Below are 16939 nucleotides of genomic sequence, written 5' to 3'. Positions count from 1 at the left end.
TATGGAAGGAGGAGCTTCAGTAGTACAGACACAGACCCGAAAGCGATTGTCGATCGTGCGACTCGCTATTGTCTTGGCGATCATTGGTGGTGTTGGATATGGTACAACCCAGAGTTTTGCTAAGTGGCAGGAAGAAGTGCTAAATGAAGATCATCTTCCGTGGTTTGCGGGTTATGTTGATGTCACCTCACTGCCAACCTATGACTTTGAACAGCGCGGTGGTATGGAGTCTTCAGATGCGGTCTTGTCATTCATCGTGTCTTCCCATGATGATCCGTGTGTGCCGACTTGGGGAGGGTACTACACCTTAGATGAAGCAGCGGTTTCGCTTGATCTTGATCGACGTATTGCTCGTTTTCAGCAGCGCGGTGGTCGGATCGCTGTCTCGTTTGGAGGGGCGCTTAATTCCGAACTAGCCCTCAAATGTCTCGATGAAGCTGCACTAGCTGATGCATACCGTGCTGTGATCGAGCGGTACAGTGTGAATACGATCGATCTTGATCTTGAAAACGAGGGGTTGACCGATCTCGAGGCGGCAAAACGACGTGCTGCAGCGATCGCTCAGCTGCAGCAAGAGTATCGGGCTGCTGAAAAGGACTTGGCGATCTGGCTGACCCTGCCGGTTGCGCCACAAGGTTTGACCACTGCTGGTACTGACGCGGTGGCACTCATGCTCGCAGGTGGAGTAGATATTGCTGGAGTGAACGTAATGACGATGGACTATGGTGGTAGTCGAGACGAGAATGATTCAATGTATGAAGCGTCTCGCAAGGCACTCATTGAAACTCACCGCCAGCTCGGTATTTTGTATGAACAATCCGGGACGTATCAAGATGGTGCAACGGTCTGGCAGAAGCTCGGAGCGACTCCGATGATCGGTCAGAATGATGTGCTCGGTGAGGTCTTCACTCTCGAAGATGCTGTTTCTTTTAATACGTTTGCGCTTGAGCAGGGGGTTGGCCGCATGTCGATATGGTCTGCCAATCGTGACATTCCGTGTGGAGAGAACTATGTTGATGTGAAAGTGGTGTCTGATCGTTGTAGTGGCGTGACGGCGTCACCGTATGCGTTTTCACTTGCTCTTGGCGCTGGCTTCGACGGTGACCTGATGCAGAATGCAAAGATGCTGACGGTCGAAGATCCGCGCACCAATGTGCATGTGGAAGATGATCCAGAAACGAGTCCGTATCAGATCTGGAAAGAGACCGGAACCTATCTCAAGGGGACAAAGGTGGTGTGGCACGGCAATGTGTATGAAGCAAAGTGGTGGACCAAGAATGATCTACCAGATAACCCAGTGCTACAGGCCTGGGAGACACCATGGATGCTGATCGGTCCAGTTCTAGCGACTGATCGTCCGGTAGAGCGACCGACCCTTCCAGCTGGAACGTATCCGACCTGGTCTGGTATGCGCATTTATGATGCGGGTGACCGAGTGCTCTTTGAAGGTGCTGCCTACTACGCTAAGTGGTGGAATCAGGGACAGAGTCCAGCAGCAGCTGCCTCAAACCCTGACAACTCACCGTGGGTTCCACTTCGAGAGGAAGAGATCATCTTAATTCTTGAAAGTTTGAATCGATAGTCGTCTAGTTTTCTTGGTCGTGTAACTTAGCTACAATAGTTTCAGCCAGTACTAAGGAATACACCATGAAAAAAGTCATTGTAGGTTCAAACAATCCTGTGAAGCTCGAAGCAACCGAGCGGGCATTTACCGCCGCTTTTCCGGGCGAGCAGTTTTCATTTTTTACCCATAGCGCACCATCGGGTGTCTCAGATCAGCCGATGGGTGATGATGAGACCAAGCTTGGAGCAGAGAATCGCGCTGCGGCTTGTCGGGAAGCGTACCCTGATGCTGATTATTTTGTTGGTCTCGAGGGCGGTCTTATTCTTCTCGACGATGAGTATTGGACCTCAGCGTGGATGTGCGTACAGGATACTGCTGGCAAGATTAGTTTTGGTCGCACTGGCGCCTTCTTGCTTCCGCCGCGAGTCAGTGAACTCATCGACCAGGGCGAAGAGCTTGGTGTGGCGACTGATATTGCGTTTAATGAAACCAATAGTAAGCACAAGGGTGGGGCAGTTGGGGTGTTGACCAATGATGTTGTCAACCGAGCTGACTACTACTTCCAGCCGCTTATCTTTGCGCTCATCCCATTCGTGAAGCCAGAGTTGTATCCGTAGTTTGAATGAAAAAGATCGAGATCAAAAAGGCGGGCCGTAGGCCCGCCGTTTCTATTGATGTTCTTGGATGAACTCGATCGGAATGATCATGGTCTTGCTGAATGGGTCGCCGTACTCAAGGTGTCTGTGAAGTCCTCCACCGATCAGGGGTATGGCCCAAAGGTTTTGACCTGTGAGGGCTTCGAGATACGCAATCGCCGGCAGTGTGCTGTTGATCGTCCAGAAGTTGTAGTCTGATCTTGGCACGGCGCGTACACGCTCTAGGAATTCCTTGAGTGAGAGAGCATAGAGATCATTCCCTCGATATTGGCGCACCTTTGTCGCGATCATGTCTTCACGCAATCGTAAGTGCGCGTTGGTTGGACTCATTGGTCGACGTTTGACCAGACGTATCTTGGTATAGGTCTGTAGGTTGTATCTTTTTGGTCCGTCACCAAACAGACTGTCGATCAACATGCGCTTATGGATCATGGTCTCTGAGCACATGCCGTGCGTGTCGCTGAAATCAAGCAGCAGTGTCTTCACTTCAAGTCGCGGTACATACGGCTGGATTGTATGCTCAAGACCTAGTAGAACAAGGTCGATCGTTGCGGTCATGTGACCCTCCGTGAGTTTTGCCTCTCTTCGCATCGTAGATCAATCAGAGGGTAAAGTCAAAAGAGACGTAATGTATAGTTGGAGTGCATCTTGATGAGTAAATAAGTGGACTGTTTTACAGGTGGATGTTACTATCAAAAGTGATTAAGGCGCCTGGTGCGCATCTCCAGAAGTAATTAATAACTATAAGTGTCTTCTTGTTATGTCTCACGAACATCATCATGACCATGATCACGATCATGTGCATCATCATGGATTGCATGGTCATCACCACCATCACGGATCGCGTAGTGGTAATGTCCTCTTTGCGGGTATTTTGAATATTGGCTTTACGATCATTGAGTTGATCGGTGGTTTGTTGACTAACAGTGTCGCGATCCTCTCTGATGCGCTCCATGATCTGGGTGACAGCATTTCGCTGTTCACGGCGTACTTTGCAGAGAAGCAGGCTGAGCGTCCGGCAGACAAGAAGCGTACGTTTGGATATGCTCGACTATCACTCTTTTCAGCTGTGTTTACCGCGGTGGTACTTCTCGTTGGTTCAGTCTTTATTCTGATTGAAGCAGTACAGCGGTTGTTTGCGCCGGAAGAAGTGATGGCGACAGGAATGATCGGGGTGGCGATTTTTGGAGTACTGGTTAACTCACTGGCGTATTTTAGGCTGAGTCATGGACACAGTGCAAATGAGAAGATGCTCTCGTGGCACATGCTCGAAGATGTGTTGGGTTGGGTGGCGGTACTAGTTGCCGGAATCGTTATTTACTTTACTGATTTTTATTTGGTTGATCCACTTCTGACAATTGGATACACGGTGTTTATTTTGTGGAATGTTTTGCGTAATCTGCGAGAAGTGGTGAATTTACTGATGCAAGGAGTACCGAGCAATGTGCCGCTTGAGCAAGTGCTGGAGCGTGTTACAGCTGTGCCTGAAGTGCAGTCGGTTCATGATGTGCATGTGTGGTCGCTTGATGGCGAGCATAATATCTTCACGGGGCATGTGGTGGTGACACCAGCGGGAATGGAGCAGCAAAGTAGTGTGCGTGAAGCGGTGGCGAATATTTTGCGAGAGTATCATGTTGGACACGCAACGATCGAGATCGAAGTGGCAGGGCAGTGTTCGGGGGATGATTGCGGGGTAGAGCGGTAAAAGAAAAACGGTGCGCCCACTTCGTGGGCGCCCCGTTTTTCTATTAGGCCATCATGGCAGCCCGTACGCGGTTGAGAAGCTCTTTGTTGGAGATGTGCGCCTTCACAATGTATTCATCACTACCTTCTTCGACCGCGTTCACGACACTTTCGGCGTCAGTGCGGTTGGTGAGAAAGATAATGGTGGCGTTCTTGCCCCAGCTATCAAGTCGGATCTTTTTGACTGCATCGTGTCCAGAAATATCAGGCAGCATGACATCGACCAGGATCACATCTGGGTGGTGTTCGAGTGCAAGGGAGACGCCTTCGGTGCCGGTGCTTGCAGTGCGTACGGTGATATCTGCGTCACCAATGATCTTTGCGTATAGTGCTTGCAACGCTTCATCATCTTCAATGATGAGAACTTGTCTTGGTTCCATACTGGTAGCATAGCATAAGGTGGAAGAGGAAAAGCTGGCGGGGCCCACTTCGTGGGCCCCGCCAGCTTTTCCACACAACTAATACGGTATCTTACAGTCCTCAAAGCAGTGTGCGTTTCTGTTCAGGGTATAGATCCGCTCGCGGCCCTTTTGCTCCACCTTTACTGCATCAACTGACTGTAGTACTTGCAGATGATGTGTGACTGTTGGTTGGCGCAGGCCAAGTCTATCGGTGAGGTGAGTGACTGTTGCGCCGTCTTCGATCTTTCCGAGTGCACAGATGAGTTTGTAGCGGCTTTCTACTCCGACTGCCTTGAAGCAGGTGGGGCAGAGTTCCTCCTCGTTCATTACTTTTGCGGTCACCCAAGGTGGTCGCTGGTACGTTCGTTCTGCATCTTCAGCCATACAAAATCAATTATTCCTAAATAAAGCCCTCAATTTCACTTTTGCACAGGGTATCCTGTATATAGATGGTTGTCTATATTACTATTAACATAAACATAGATATGTATCTATGCGTTGTGGGCTCTGTTGAGTCTATTTTTTATCCAATAAATCCTTATATACAAGCCTATGAGCAAAGAGGTGACTGCAGCCGTCACCCACATTGTTAAGCGAGATGGATCAATAAAAGCCTTTGACCAGCGCAAGATTTCGCGGGCCATTGAAAAAGCAATGCGGGCGACCGGAGAATTTAACAAGCGCGACCTGAGTAAGGCCACGAAGCAAGCGGTAAAAGAGATCACCGCGAGCGCAACCCCAACTGATCCGATACCAACTGTCGAAGGAGTACAGGACATTGTTGAGCGTGTGCTCATGGAACTAGAGTACTTCAAGACCGCCAAGGCATATATCTTGTATCGTGAGCAGCATGCGCACATTCGCCGAATGGTCAGTACTGAAACGATCGATCTTGTCGATAGTTATCTTGGTAAGTCAGACTGGACGGTGAAGGAAAATAGCAATATGGAGTTTTCGCTCCAAGGACTCAACAATCATGTCGCGTCTGAGATCAGTCGCACCTACTGGCTTGATAAGATCTACCCGGCTGAAGTGCGTGACGCGCACGGAGCCGGAGATTTTCATCTTCATGACCTCAACTTACTCTCTGTCTACTGTGTCGGCTGGGATCTGTATGATCTTCTGAAGCGTGGCTTTGGTGGTGTACCGGGCAAGCTCCATAGTGCGCCACCAAAACACTTCCGCGCTGCGCTTGGTCAGATCGTGAATTTCTTTTACACCATGCAGGGTGAAGCAGCTGGAGCGCAGGCGTTCTCAAACTTCGATACACTCTTGGCGCCATTTATCTGGTACGACCACCTTTCGTATGAAGAGGTGAAGCAATCATTACAGGAGTTTGTCTTCAATGTAAATGTGCCGACCCGTGTCGGGTTCCAGACACCATTCACTAACATCACAATGGACCTCACGGTGCCAGAACACTACAAGAACATGAAGGTAATCCGTGGCGGCCAAGCAACTGACGAAACTTATGCCACCTTCCAGCGCGAAATGGACATGCTCAATCAAGCCTTTCTTGAGGTGATGTGTGAGGGGGATGCAACCGGACGGGTCTTTACGTTTCCAATTCCAACCTATAACATCACCGCTGACTTTGATTGGGACAACAAACATATTACTCACCTCTGGGAGGCAGCGGCGAAGTATGGTATTCCGTATTTCTCCAACTTCATCAATTCTGACATGAGTCCTGACGACGCTCGTTCGATGTGTTGCAGGCTTCGTATCGATAATCGCGAATTACAGAAGCGCGGTGGTGGACTCTTTGGTGCCAATCCGCTCACTGGTTCGATCGGCGTGGTGACCATGAACCTGCCGCGCATTGCCTACAACGCAAAGACCAAGAAGCAGTTTCTTGCTCGACTGGGTGAACTCATGGATATTGCGAAGACTAGTTTGGAGATCAAACGTGAAGTGCTTGAAGGGCTTACTGAGAAGAATCTGTATCCATACACTAAGCACTATCTAGCTACGTTACGCGAAATGAATGGTTGCTACTGGCAGAATCATTTCTCGACCATTGGGTTGGTGGGTATGAATGAGGCAGCGCAGAATCTGCTTGGAGAAGGAATTGCTACTGAAGCAGGGCAGGCTTTTGCTGAGGAAGTGCTCGACTTCATGCGTGATCGTCTAGCTGACTATCAGGAAGAAACTGGCAACAACTACAACCTCGAAGCGACTCCAGCAGAGGGAACCTCGTACCGTTTGGCTAAGATCGATCAGAAGCAGCTTGGTGACGACATGGTGTTTGCAAATGGGGTCGGTAAGAGTGTGGTTGCTCCGTTCTACACCAATTCCACGCACTTGCCGGTCATGCATAGCGACGATCCGTTTGAGATCCTTGAACTACAAGATGAACTACAGACTAAGTACACGGGTGGTACCGTCATTCACTTCTTCCTCGGAGAGCGGGTTGATAATCCAAACACCATCAAGAGTCTGGTGAAGCGCATCTGCGAACAGTATCGCTTGCCGTACTTCACCATATCGCCGACCTTTAGTGTATGTAAGAACCATGGCTACTTGCCGGGCGAGGTGCTGGTGTGTCCAGATTGTCATGAGCAGTGTGAGGTGTACTCGCGGATCGTCGGGTACTTGCGACCAGTTGAGCAGTGGAATGACGGTAAAAAGGCAGAGTTTGAGCTTCGAGAGACCATCGCCAAAGACCATGATGCTATAACCAAGACCGAGCATGTATCATGCGCTTAGGTGGCTTACAACAATGTTCTATCATTGATTATCCAGACCACATCTCTGCTATCGTCTTTACGATCGGGTGTAATTTCCGTTGTCCGTACTGCCACAATCCAGAGCTGGTAGAGGAGACTGCAACCGAGCTCTCGACTGAGTCATTCTTCGATTTCTTGGTGAAGCGTCGTGGTAAGCTCGATGCAGTAACGATCACTGGTGGCGAACCGACCATGCATGACGATCTCTTGGATTTTATCTTCCAGATCAAATCAATGGGGTTCAAGGTAAAGCTTGATACGAACGGCACCCGGCCTGATGTGGTCACTGTTGCAGTGGCCGAGGGTATGGTCGATTATGTGGCGGTTGATGCTAAGGCTCCGCTCTCTAAGTACTCCGCAACTGTGACCAGGCCAGTTGATGTGGACGCGATACGGGAAACCAGAGCTTTGCTGCTTGAGGGTCGAGTGCCATATGAGTTTCGTACTACGGTGGTTAAGTCATTGCTGTCGCCAGAAGAGATCGAAGAGATCGCAAAAGAGATCGAGGGCGCTGAGCACTACTACTTGCAGCGGTTTGTACCAACAAAGCTCTTAAATCCTGCCTTTATGCGGAAGACTACCTACAGTAATGAAGAGTTCTTGGAGCTGCAAAAAATCGCCAGCAAGTACGTGCAGCACTGTGGTATTAGATAAGTATGAATCAGATCGAAACGAGAAAAGTATACCTTGATCATGCTGCGGCGACGCCGGTTGACCCAGAGGTGGCCGCGCTGCTGCTGCAGCATACGAGCGAGACGTACGGCAATGCGTCCTCGATGTACGAGATCGGACGTAAGGCACACGACACACTGGCAGCAGCGCGGCAGTCTGTGGCAGCGAGTTTGGCAGTGGAGCCGAGTGAGATCATTTTCACTGGTTCAGGTACTGAGTCTGACAATCTAGCGATTCTTGGTGCAGCACGAGCACGGAAAGATCGTGGGAAACACATTGTGGTCACCGCGATCGAACATAAAGCTGTTTTAGCCGCAGCGAAGGTGCTTGAGCGAGATGGGTTTGCAGTGACGTATGTGCCGGTGGAGTCAAGCGGAATTGCGTCGGTTGGGGATGTGCTGGCGGCTGTGCGACCAGACACGACACTGGTATCGGTCATGTACGCCAACAACGAGATCGGTACGATCCAACCAATTGCTGAGATCGCTCAAGCATTGCGGCAGATCAATGAAGCGAAACGTCCGCTCTTTCACACTGATGCCTGTCAGACAGCCGGGCAGCTCGAAGTGTTACCTCGCGAGCTAGGTGTCGACTTGCTTACTTTAAACGGAGCGAAGATATATGGTCCAAAAGGGTTGGGTATGCTGTATGTGCGGCGCGGAGTGAGACTCGAGCCGCTCATAGTTGGTGGTGGTCAGGAAGGGGGATTGCGTGCTGGTACCGAGAACGCGGCGTTGATCGCTGGGTTTGCGAAAGCACTCGAGCTCGCGGTCGTGAGGCGGGCGGCTGAAGCCGCCCGCCTCACCGACCTCCGCAATCACTTCTGGCATCAGCTTCATACCGTGCTGCCAGATATTGTGATGAATGGAGACCCAGACGTACGTCTTCCGAATAATCTCCACATTACAGTCCCGACCCTTGAAGGAGAATCGCTCGTCCTTGAACTTGATCATTACGGCATTGCGGCAGCGACCGGCTCAGCTTGCTCGGCACACGATCTCACGCCATCGCATGTGCTTCAGGCGATTGGCATCCCAGATGGACTCATTCATGGTAGTCTGCGCTTTACGCTTGGCCGAGAGACAACAAAGGATGATCTTGAGTACACTGTGCAGTGTCTTAAGAAAAGTGTTGATCGCTTACGTCAGCTCACTGCGGCAACGACCAGTCATATAGAATTTGCTGTATGAAAAAAGAATCAAAAACTCCCGATGTCACCACTTGCGATGCTGGATCGAGCTGGCTCTATTCTGATACGGTCAAAGATCACTTTTTTAACCCGCGCAACATATTGCTTGATGAAAAAGACTACGAATCAGATGGAGTCGGGGTCGTGGGTAGTCCAGCCTGCGGCGACATGATGGTGGTGTGGATCAGGGTGGACCAGACCAAGACAAAGATAGCAGAGTGTAAGTGGCGCACGTTTGGTTGTGCGTCAGCGATCGCTTCAACCTCCATGATGTCAGTTATGGCGACTGAAAACGGTGGTATGCTCCTCCGGCACGCCAAACGACTCACGCCAGAGGCGATCATAGATCGACTCGGTGGTCTGCCGGACCGGAAATATCATTGTTCGGTCCTTGGTCACCAGGCGCTTCGAGAAGCGATCGAAGATTTTGAACAGCAACAACATGAATGAGACTACGTACGAATGGAAAATAATTGAATGGCGCACAGAGACACCGACGGTAAAAACTATGGTCCTGGAGCCGGTAGTAGAAAAACCAACATTTCGAGCAGGGCAGTATGTGACTATTCTGTTGCCAGGGCATCCGCCGGTAGAAGGGAAGTCGTATAGTCTTTCAAGTGCACCAGAGTCAGACGAAGTGACGATCACAATCAAGAAAATTGGCACCTTCTCAAGTGCGATCATAGATCTTCCGGTTGGAGCGACAGTGACCACCAGTGCTCCGTATGGGTTTTTCTATCCAGAGCCAGAAGATGAGGGAGAACTGGTATTTATTTCTGGTGGAGTCGGAATTACGCCATCTGCAAGTATTATCGATTCGCTCACACAGCAGCAAGATCAACGGCCGATCAAGTTGTTTTACTCTAATCGCACCGCTAGTGAGATCAGCTTTCGTGAGCGGTTTGCAACTCTCGCGAAACAGCATGATGATTTCACACTGTACTATTTTGTGACTCAAGAACCAGTGGACGATGCAGATCTACATGCCGGTCGCATGGATGGTGAGCAGATAGCAGAGAAAGTTGCTGATCTATCTGTAGCGTCATTCTTTGTTTGCGGCTCAGTATCGTTTGTGCAGGGGATGTGGCAAAGTCTGCAAGAGGTGGGTGTTGCGGCGCATCAGATATATACCGAAGGATTCTTTTGATATTGAAGCATTTTTTTGGTTCGGTATACTGTCACCATGGAAGCTTTTCACCGAACTGAACATGATATGGAGCTCGGCTGCTATATTGACGAGCATGGTGTCATACAACTCCGCATGAGCGGTAATCTAAGTAGTGATCACATAGAGCACCTTGAAGCCTGGGGAGAGTCTGTTCGAGAAGCGATGCGTACCGCTAAGGAAAGGGATGAGGAGCATGTCTACTGCATCATTGACTTGGTTGGAGGGGTTGAGGCAGATCAAGATTCGTTGTCCTTCTTGATCTCTCTTGTTCGACATAACAAAGGCTACGCAACACGCACGGGAGTGTTTGGCGCAAACTTGATCATGCGCAACTTCATGGACATTGCCCTGAAGGTTGCGGGTCGCACCAACATGAAGGCGTTTGCTACCAGAGAGCAAGCTGAGCATTGGGCTATAACTGGTCGGAAGCTGGCTGATCAGCCACTTGATGAAGGATAAAAAAACAGGCCCGAAGGGGTCTGTCTCGCGGCATCATGAGCCACTTTTGGGGGTGAAGATCACACCAAACAGGACGGCGAAGCTGCAGCGTTCTTTTGGCCATTTGCGCCAGAAGGCGAACTGCTTTTCGAATGTCGGGCGTTCGTCACGCGTTACCCATGTGTACATGAGTACAAACAGTCGCGATGAACAAAGCCAGATTTGCCACAAGTTGTAGTGTGGCTGTGTAACCCTTATTTTAAAGATCTCCGTTGTCATCGCAGGTCTCCTCAAGTCGTTTTGCCTACGTATTCCTATTCAATGACTTATACACAGGTTTGTCAACAGTTTTGGTGTGTATTTCCATGAGTTTCCACAGATTTTAGCTAGTTTATAAAGCTTTATTCAACAACTTTTCCACAACCTTATACACAGGTACGGTTTTAGTATTCTTTACAAGGTCGGGGAAAAAGCGCAAAGTAGTGGCTCATCAGCACTACGCTGGTGATCGTTCTTTGTACTACAATTTGACTCAAGAAGGGAATTAAACTTGGCACAACAATTTGCGTTTACGGGGAGAACCATGACCCTGATCGATGGTGGTCATGAAAACGACATTGCCATGCAACAGTTGCTCTGGCAGCAGATCTTCGATGACCTGCAGGTAGAATGCAGCGTCTCAGATGTTCGACTGCCGATTTTCAATCCACGATTCGCCCAGCTGATCGTGGTTCCATCGATCACACTGCTTGAGTGTATCGATCTTATGGATCAAGAGTTTCCTATCGATTCACCAGATCGCGATCTGTCAGAAGTTCCGCTGATCGATGATTGGCGACGAGCTGAGGGTCCGTATGCGATCTGGGTTCGGAAACGGTTCGAAGCAGACTTTGAGCACCAGAAGAAGTCGGCTGTGCACGTTCGACAAAGTCTCATACCAGGGATAACCTTGTTGGAGCGACTATTGCTGGAATTGTTCTATTATCGATACAATGGAAAACATCTCGATGCAGACTGTATAACGTTGTGTACCGGCACCCAGACTACTGGGTCGTTCACGCCAGGGTTTGGTTGGGATGCGGATCATTGTCGGGTTCGGATCGATTGGTTTGCTCCTGATTATGCTTCGATCGGGCTACGCGTCCGTGAAGTGATCACTTGAGAGATCGTCAGTTTGTATCGGCCGCGCTTCGCGCGGCCTTTTTGCACCCACCTGAATTGCGAGTAGCTTAGACAGTGCCGTATACTTACAAGTATGCCGCTTTCTGAACGACAGGCGAATCGAACTATTTTCATACTTTCAGTATTGGTACTCTTTCTGCTTGCTGTGTTATTCAAGGTAGGTGGTTTTTGGGGGTCGTCACAGACTGATACGAACAGTTCTACATCACCGATCGTCTATTTAGATGACTTTGCTGCTCCTGATTCGCCATTTTTAGGATCAGAAGAAGTGGTGGTCATCGAAGCTACCTCGACAGATGCGGCACCAGTATTATTACCGATCGAACGGGTGCTCTTTGAATATGTCGAAGTGCTCGACAGTTGTGGTCCTCATTTTGAAGGTGAGTGCTTGCGGGTACGTTCTGGTCCTGGTCCGGAGTATCCAGTTGTGGCAAGTGTCCGTAATGGGGTAGTGCTCAAGGTGGGTGGTATGGTCGAACATGCGAGTTCGACCTGGTACAAGATCGTCTTCGACGAATGGTTGCGCTATCCAGAACGGTTGCAGGGAGATTGGTACATTTCAGCTGACTACGTAAAGGTCTTGCTTGATGAGGGTGATAAGACCATCTGGGAACATGACTACTCAACGAGTACGCAGAAAGTGATCACAGTCGATCGATCAGAGCAAAAACTCTATGCGTTTGAGGGGAGTGAATTGTTCATGGAAGCTAATATTTCAACCGGATTGGAACTTACTCCGACACCGCGAGGGACTTTTACGATCTACAAAAAAACGCCAAGTCGCTACATGCAGGGTCCGCTTCCAAATCTGATCGATCAACAAGTATATGATCTGCCCGGAGTACCTTGGAATTTGTATTTTACTGAGGGTGGGGCAGTGATCCATGGAGCGTATTGGCACAATAGTTTTGGTTCACAATATTCTCATGGCTGTGTCAATCTTCCGCCAGACACTGCACATACGCTGTATAACTGGGCTGAATTGGGTACAACGGTGATCGTAAAAGATTAAGCAATAGTAAGTTGCTTGTGTCTATATTTTAGGTCGCGCTACACTGGCGCTGTTTTGAGATCAGAAAGAATATCCGTTCTTTTGGTAGCATTAGCTGGCGCATTGTATGGCGCAGCTGTTTTTGTGTCTGTGCCTGAAGTTCCACCGGCGGAGCTGATCGGCTCATACATGACAGTTGGTGTGCAGCCGCTTCAAGTAGCTGAGGTGCCGCCGGTTGAGACAATTGCAGAAGTTTCAATTACAGAACCAGTCACACCAGTTCCTGAGGTGCCATTTTATTCACAATTTACAGACATCACTGCTCCAGAATGGAAAAAGGTCTCATGCGGGATAGCAAGTGTCGCGATGGTTATTGATTACTATTCTGAATTGACGCCGGTGCCTGATGTACTTTTAGCAAAAGGGATCGCAGCCGGATCATTTCTTTCTGATGCGGGTTGGACCCACGCGGGACTCATTGACTTAGCTCGACCGTACGGACTCGCTGGTTCAAGTGTTAGTCTGGCAGGGCTCAGTGTAGCAGAAGCGTTTGCGTCATTTGCTGACGTGGTTCGTGAAGGTCCAGTCTTGGCGTCTGTCCACTACACTTTTGAACCAACAAATCCGATCCCACATCTAGTAGTGGTGACAGCAGTGCAAGACGGACTCGTGTACTACAACGATCCGGCTGAGCCCACGGGGGGCGGTTCGCTCACCGTCGATAAATTCAAACGGGCCTGGAAGCAGCGCTATATTGAGATCAGACCGATCGGTTAATTATTGGCAGTCATTTGCGAGGATTTCGGCACCAGCGGGCCAATTCACTCCGGGATGATATCCGAGTTTTTTATTGTTCTCGTAAACAAATGGCGGAATGATATCTGCACCTGCTGCAACATCGTCTTCTTGATCGTGAATGAGTTGTTTGATATTTAGGTTTCGTTTTCGGATGGTGCCGTTTTTATGGGTGTCACAAACAGTGATCTTGTCGCCAGTTGAGTAGACAGTCGCGATATAGTCGCCGCTACCGTTAAGAGGAAATGCGCTCGTACTGTCGTAGCTAAGGGTAGCAATGGTGGTGCCGTCATGAGCGAGAACGCGTAGTGAATCACCGTCATTGTTAAAGACATCGTCGCCGGTCCAGTGATAGTTACAGTTTGGATCAGCTGAGGTTTCTGCGCAAAGCTTAATTGGTTCTGTATTTGATAGATACACTTGTGATAGGTCGTATACGAAACCCCCGTCTGCGTTTTGTAGTGTCCAGCCTGAAAAATCAGCGATGCTTTCAAGACCAATAACACCACTAAATGAAAGTGTTACTGATTCTTCTTCAGCTGCTGGGAAGAATTTATTTATTGATAAGGTTCCGACGCTGCGGTTGTAGACTGCTTCAGCTTTGGTGAAATACAGACTGACGAAAACGATACCGACAACTGCGAGGCCGAGTGCGATCCAATGTGTAATAGTGAGTGATTTGTATGTCATGTTGGTGTTGCTTATATATGTATCATACGCGCTTGTGTCGATACTTTGGGCAGAGGAATGTGGATTGTGCGCAGTTGGGTTCTTATGACTTCCTGACATGCTACTATATGTGCATATTGGTAATGTTCTATTAGCATATGGCGTTGATCTTTGTTACTCGAAAAATTCCTGACATCGGTTTGGATTGGATGCGTGACGGTGGTCACGAAGTGGTGGTCAGTGAAAAGGATGGAGTTCTTACCGAAACAGAACTCAAAAAGGCACTTGCGGCGCGGCCGTACGATGGTGTGGTCTCGTTGCTCACTGATACCATCAATATGGATATACTGTCGGCCGCGCCGCAGGCGAAGATCGTGGCTAACTACGCCGTTGGTTTCAATAATATTGATGTAAAAGGTCTCACTGAAGCTGGTATCACGATCACCAACACACCAGGGGTACTCACTGACACGGTGGCTGAATACGCAGTTTCATTGATCTTATCGCTCGCCAAGCGCATTCCTGAAGCAGACAAATTTACACGCGCTGGGAAGTACAAAGGTTGGGCGCCGGAGCTGCTCCTTGGTAGCGACTTGATGGGTAAGACGCTTGGAATCGTGGGTGCTGGTCGGATCGGTTCGGGAGTGGCGAAGCGCCTCGCGAATGGTTTTGGTATGAAGGTGAAGTACTACGACATTGCACGCTCAGAAGCACTCGAAGCCGATGTGGCGTGTGAGTATTATGAATCCCTCGATGAACTACTGCAGGTGGCTGATGTGGTATCAGTCCATGTGCCACTCTTGCCAGCAACCAAGCACCTGATCAATGCTGAACGACTCGCGATGATGAAGTCGTCTGCATACCTGATCAACACCTCGCGCGGTCCGGTGGTGGACGAAAAAGCGCTCGTGAAGGCACTCAAGGCTAAGGTGATCCGCGGTGCTGGACTTGATGTATTTGAGGATGAACCAAAGCTCGCACCGGGTCTTGCGAAGCTCGATAATGTCGTACTGACGCCACATATCGCATCAGCCAGTGAAGAGACGCGCGGTAAGATGTCTGAGCTGGTGGCATACAACATCAATGAATTCTTCCTTGGTCACGATGTGCCAAACCCAGTGTTGCCAAAGTAACTGAAAGAATCGTTTGCTTGCACGAGTACTAGAGGTGTGAGACAGTTGTCTTGACTGTTTATCAGTGTAGCTAATTGTTGAGCTAGTCATTCTTCACACGCTCCGATGTTCACAAACTCGGTGTAGCACTGAGTCCCCGCGGACGCTCAGAATAACTAGCTCAACAATTCAGGTAATATCGAAACTATGAAAAAAGGATATTTTGGAAATATTGAAGATTTAACAACTGAAAACACCAACTTCCGAAAGGTGTTGTATACCGGCGAGAAGATGCAGCTCGTACTCATGACCCTGCAGCCAGGTGAAGAGATCGGTGCTGAAGTGCACGATGGCCATGACCAGTTCTTCCGCTTTGAGGAAGGGGTCGGAAAAGTGATCGTAAATGAATCTGAGTATGAAGTGGGTGATGGCGACTCGGTGATCGTGCCGTCAGGAGCGAATCATAACGTGATCAACACTTCAGACAGTGAGTTGCTCAAGTTGTACACGATCTACACACCGCCGGAGCACAAAGAAGGAACACTACACGCAACCAAAGTTGAAGCGGTCGAAGAACATTTTGATGGCACTACGACCGAGTAGTGAATAAGAAAACAGCCGGCGCCCCTTCGGGGCGCCGGCTGTTTTCGTTGTAGTACAATATCTTCATATGGGATTTTTTACGAAGCTACCAAAACGGGTGCGACCAGAGGAGATGCGCGAGATCATGCAGCGTCTCTACGGCAAACTCGATGAAGATGAACGGAACGAAGTCGAAAAACTGTTTCGAGCTGACCTCTACGAACCGGGCGAAGAAAGTGGCATCAGCCAAGCTGAATTTGATGCGGCGATGGATTGGCTGCAGCAAAATCCAGATAAGCACGTACTAGAAACTGATGATATTGAACTCATCAAGCAATACTTCAAAGAGCATTTACAAGACTAAATTAAAAAACATGACTAGGAAAGCTGTGTTAGCTGGCGGGCGCTTTGGGGGTGAGAAAGCCTGGGAGGCTTTCGCAAGACCTTGCCAGCACGTTTGTGACGTAAGGAAACAAACGGGCGACAAGGTGTACAGCTCCTGTAAGGAGTCGAAGATCGTATGACAAAGAAAAGTGTTTTGGCCGGAGGCTGCTTTTGGGGACTCGAAGACTTAATCCGCACCCAATCGGGGGTGGTGAATACAGAAGTGGGGTACTGTGGGGGAGAAAATGATAATCCGACGTATGAGCATCACCCCGGCCATGCCGAGGCGGTAGAGATCGAGTACGATCCTGAAAAGATTGACTACAAACACCTCCTGGATTTCTTCTTCCAGATCCACAATCCAACCACATTCAATCAGCAGGGCAATGACCGTGGCACTTCATATCGGTCGGCGATCTTCTATGCGAATGATGAAGAGAAGAGGATCGCTGAAGAAATGATCAATGTTGTAAATGAGTCAGAGCGCTGGCCTGATCCGGTGGTGACCACCCTCGAGCCGCTGCGGCGCTTCTGGCCGGCTGAAGAGTATCATCAGGATTATCTGGAGAAGAACCCAGGCGGTTATACCTGCCATGCGATCTATTTTGATAGTTACCTGAAGTAGCAGATGACCGGCGCCCTTCGGGCGCCGGCCATCTGCTAT

At 49.4% G+C, this 16939-nt stretch carries 20 protein-coding genes; 16 read left to right on the top strand and 4 right to left on the bottom strand.

What is annotated here, in order from left to right; genetic code table 11:
* Position 1 precedes the first annotated feature (1 nt).
* Both H6786_05390 and H6786_05385 read left to right on the top strand, forming a co-directional pair.
* Positions 2-1582, top strand: a complete 1581-nt coding sequence (locus H6786_05390; GenBank protein ID MCB9816799.1) for a glycosyl hydrolase family 18 — start codon at positions 2-4, stop codon at positions 1580-1582.
* Positions 1583-1647: 65 nt separating this feature from the next.
* Positions 1648-2181 (top strand): DUF84 family protein, encoded by a 534-nt coding sequence (locus H6786_05385; protein ID MCB9816798.1) that lies wholly within the window; start codon positions 1648-1650, stop codon positions 2179-2181.
* A 51-nt stretch (positions 2182-2232) separates the two neighbouring features.
* Here the strand turns inward: H6786_05385 and H6786_05380 are convergent, their stop codons facing one another.
* A complete protein-coding gene (locus tag H6786_05380; GenBank protein ID MCB9816797.1) occupies positions 2233-2778 on the bottom strand; it encodes a hypothetical protein in 546 nt (181 codons plus the stop codon).
* Between the two features lie 202 nt (positions 2779-2980).
* Here H6786_05380 and H6786_05375 point away from each other — a divergent pair, with 202 nt between their 5' ends.
* A complete protein-coding gene (locus tag H6786_05375) occupies positions 2981-3925 on the top strand; it encodes a cation transporter (protein ID MCB9816796.1) in 945 nt (314 codons plus the stop codon).
* A 43-nt stretch (positions 3926-3968) separates the two neighbouring features.
* On the opposite strand, the gene H6786_05370 is transcribed toward H6786_05375, so the two are convergent.
* Both H6786_05370 and H6786_05365 read right to left on the bottom strand, forming a co-directional pair.
* On the bottom strand, positions 3969-4343 hold the full coding sequence (locus H6786_05370; protein MCB9816795.1) for a response regulator transcription factor: 375 nt from the start codon (positions 4341-4343) through the stop codon (positions 3969-3971).
* A 78-nt stretch (positions 4344-4421) separates the two neighbouring features.
* The gene (locus tag H6786_05365) at positions 4422-4748 is read right to left on the bottom strand and encodes a winged helix-turn-helix transcriptional regulator (protein MCB9816794.1); all 327 of its coding nucleotides are present in this window, start codon (positions 4746-4748) and stop codon (positions 4422-4424) included.
* A 168-nt stretch (positions 4749-4916) separates the two neighbouring features.
* Between H6786_05365 and H6786_05360 the strand changes: the two genes are divergently transcribed.
* The 9 genes from H6786_05360 (at position 4917) to H6786_05320 (ending at position 13510) form a co-directional block, all read left to right on the top strand.
* Positions 4917-7073, top strand: a complete 2157-nt coding sequence (locus H6786_05360; GenBank protein ID MCB9816793.1) for a ribonucleoside triphosphate reductase — start codon at positions 4917-4919, stop codon at positions 7071-7073.
* A complete protein-coding gene (locus H6786_05355) occupies positions 7064-7747 on the top strand; it encodes an anaerobic ribonucleoside-triphosphate reductase activating protein (GenBank protein MCB9816792.1) in 684 nt (227 codons plus the stop codon). Before H6786_05360 ends, H6786_05355 begins: the two co-directional genes overlap by 10 nt.
* A gap of 2 nt (positions 7748-7749) precedes the next feature.
* Positions 7750-8955, top strand: coding sequence for a cysteine desulfurase (locus H6786_05350; protein ID MCB9816791.1), 1206 nt, complete (start codon positions 7750-7752; stop codon positions 8953-8955).
* A complete protein-coding gene (locus H6786_05345; GenBank protein ID MCB9816790.1) occupies positions 8952-9404 on the top strand; it encodes an iron-sulfur cluster assembly scaffold protein in 453 nt (150 codons plus the stop codon). The genes H6786_05350 and H6786_05345 overlap by 4 nt, the downstream gene beginning before the upstream one ends.
* Positions 9397-10101: a hypothetical protein gene (locus H6786_05340; protein ID MCB9816789.1), complete on the top strand. Its 705-nt coding sequence runs from the start codon at positions 9397-9399 to the stop codon at positions 10099-10101. Before H6786_05345 ends, H6786_05340 begins: the two co-directional genes overlap by 8 nt.
* A gap of 36 nt (positions 10102-10137) precedes the next feature.
* Positions 10138-10581, top strand: coding sequence for a hypothetical protein (locus H6786_05335; protein MCB9816788.1), 444 nt, complete (start codon positions 10138-10140; stop codon positions 10579-10581).
* 529 nt (positions 10582-11110) lie between these two features.
* Positions 11111-11722, top strand: a complete 612-nt coding sequence (locus H6786_05330; protein MCB9816787.1) for a hypothetical protein — start codon at positions 11111-11113, stop codon at positions 11720-11722.
* A gap of 93 nt (positions 11723-11815) precedes the next feature.
* Positions 11816-12754: a L,D-transpeptidase family protein gene (locus H6786_05325; GenBank protein ID MCB9816786.1), complete on the top strand. Its 939-nt coding sequence runs from the start codon at positions 11816-11818 to the stop codon at positions 12752-12754.
* A gap of 54 nt (positions 12755-12808) precedes the next feature.
* Positions 12809-13510, top strand: coding sequence for a C39 family peptidase (locus tag H6786_05320; protein MCB9816785.1), 702 nt, complete (start codon positions 12809-12811; stop codon positions 13508-13510).
* Here H6786_05320 and H6786_05315 read toward each other — a convergent pair whose 3' ends face one another.
* Positions 13511-14317 carry a hypothetical protein gene (locus tag H6786_05315; protein ID MCB9816784.1) on the bottom strand — a complete coding sequence of 269 codons (807 nt, stop codon included), beginning with the start codon at positions 14315-14317 and terminating at the stop codon, positions 13511-13513.
* A 38-nt stretch (positions 14318-14355) separates the two neighbouring features.
* Here H6786_05315 and H6786_05310 point away from each other — a divergent pair, with 38 nt between their 5' ends.
* The 4 genes from H6786_05310 to msrA all read left to right on the top strand — a co-directional run bounded on the left by H6786_05310 (position 14356) and on the right by msrA (position 16900).
* Complete coding sequence (locus H6786_05310; protein ID MCB9816783.1) at positions 14356-15330, top strand: D-glycerate dehydrogenase; 975 nt, start codon at positions 14356-14358, stop codon at positions 15328-15330.
* 186 nt (positions 15331-15516) lie between these two features.
* On the top strand, positions 15517-15912 hold the full coding sequence (locus H6786_05305) for a cupin domain-containing protein (protein MCB9816782.1): 396 nt from the start codon (positions 15517-15519) through the stop codon (positions 15910-15912).
* A 67-nt stretch (positions 15913-15979) separates the two neighbouring features.
* On the top strand, positions 15980-16255 hold the full coding sequence (locus H6786_05300) for a hypothetical protein (GenBank protein ID MCB9816781.1): 276 nt from the start codon (positions 15980-15982) through the stop codon (positions 16253-16255).
* Positions 16256-16411: 156 nt separating this feature from the next.
* Positions 16412-16900 carry a peptide-methionine (S)-S-oxide reductase MsrA gene (gene msrA, locus H6786_05295; protein ID MCB9816780.1) on the top strand — a complete coding sequence of 163 codons (489 nt, stop codon included), beginning with the start codon at positions 16412-16414 and terminating at the stop codon, positions 16898-16900.
* The last annotated feature ends 39 nt before the right edge of the window (positions 16901-16939 follow it).

The organism is Candidatus Nomurabacteria bacterium, assembly GCA_020632075.1.
GTDB lineage: Bacteria > Patescibacteriota > Minisyncoccia > Phycocordibacterales > UBA918 > OLB19.
This window is presented reverse-complemented; position numbering and strand designations above follow the sequence as displayed.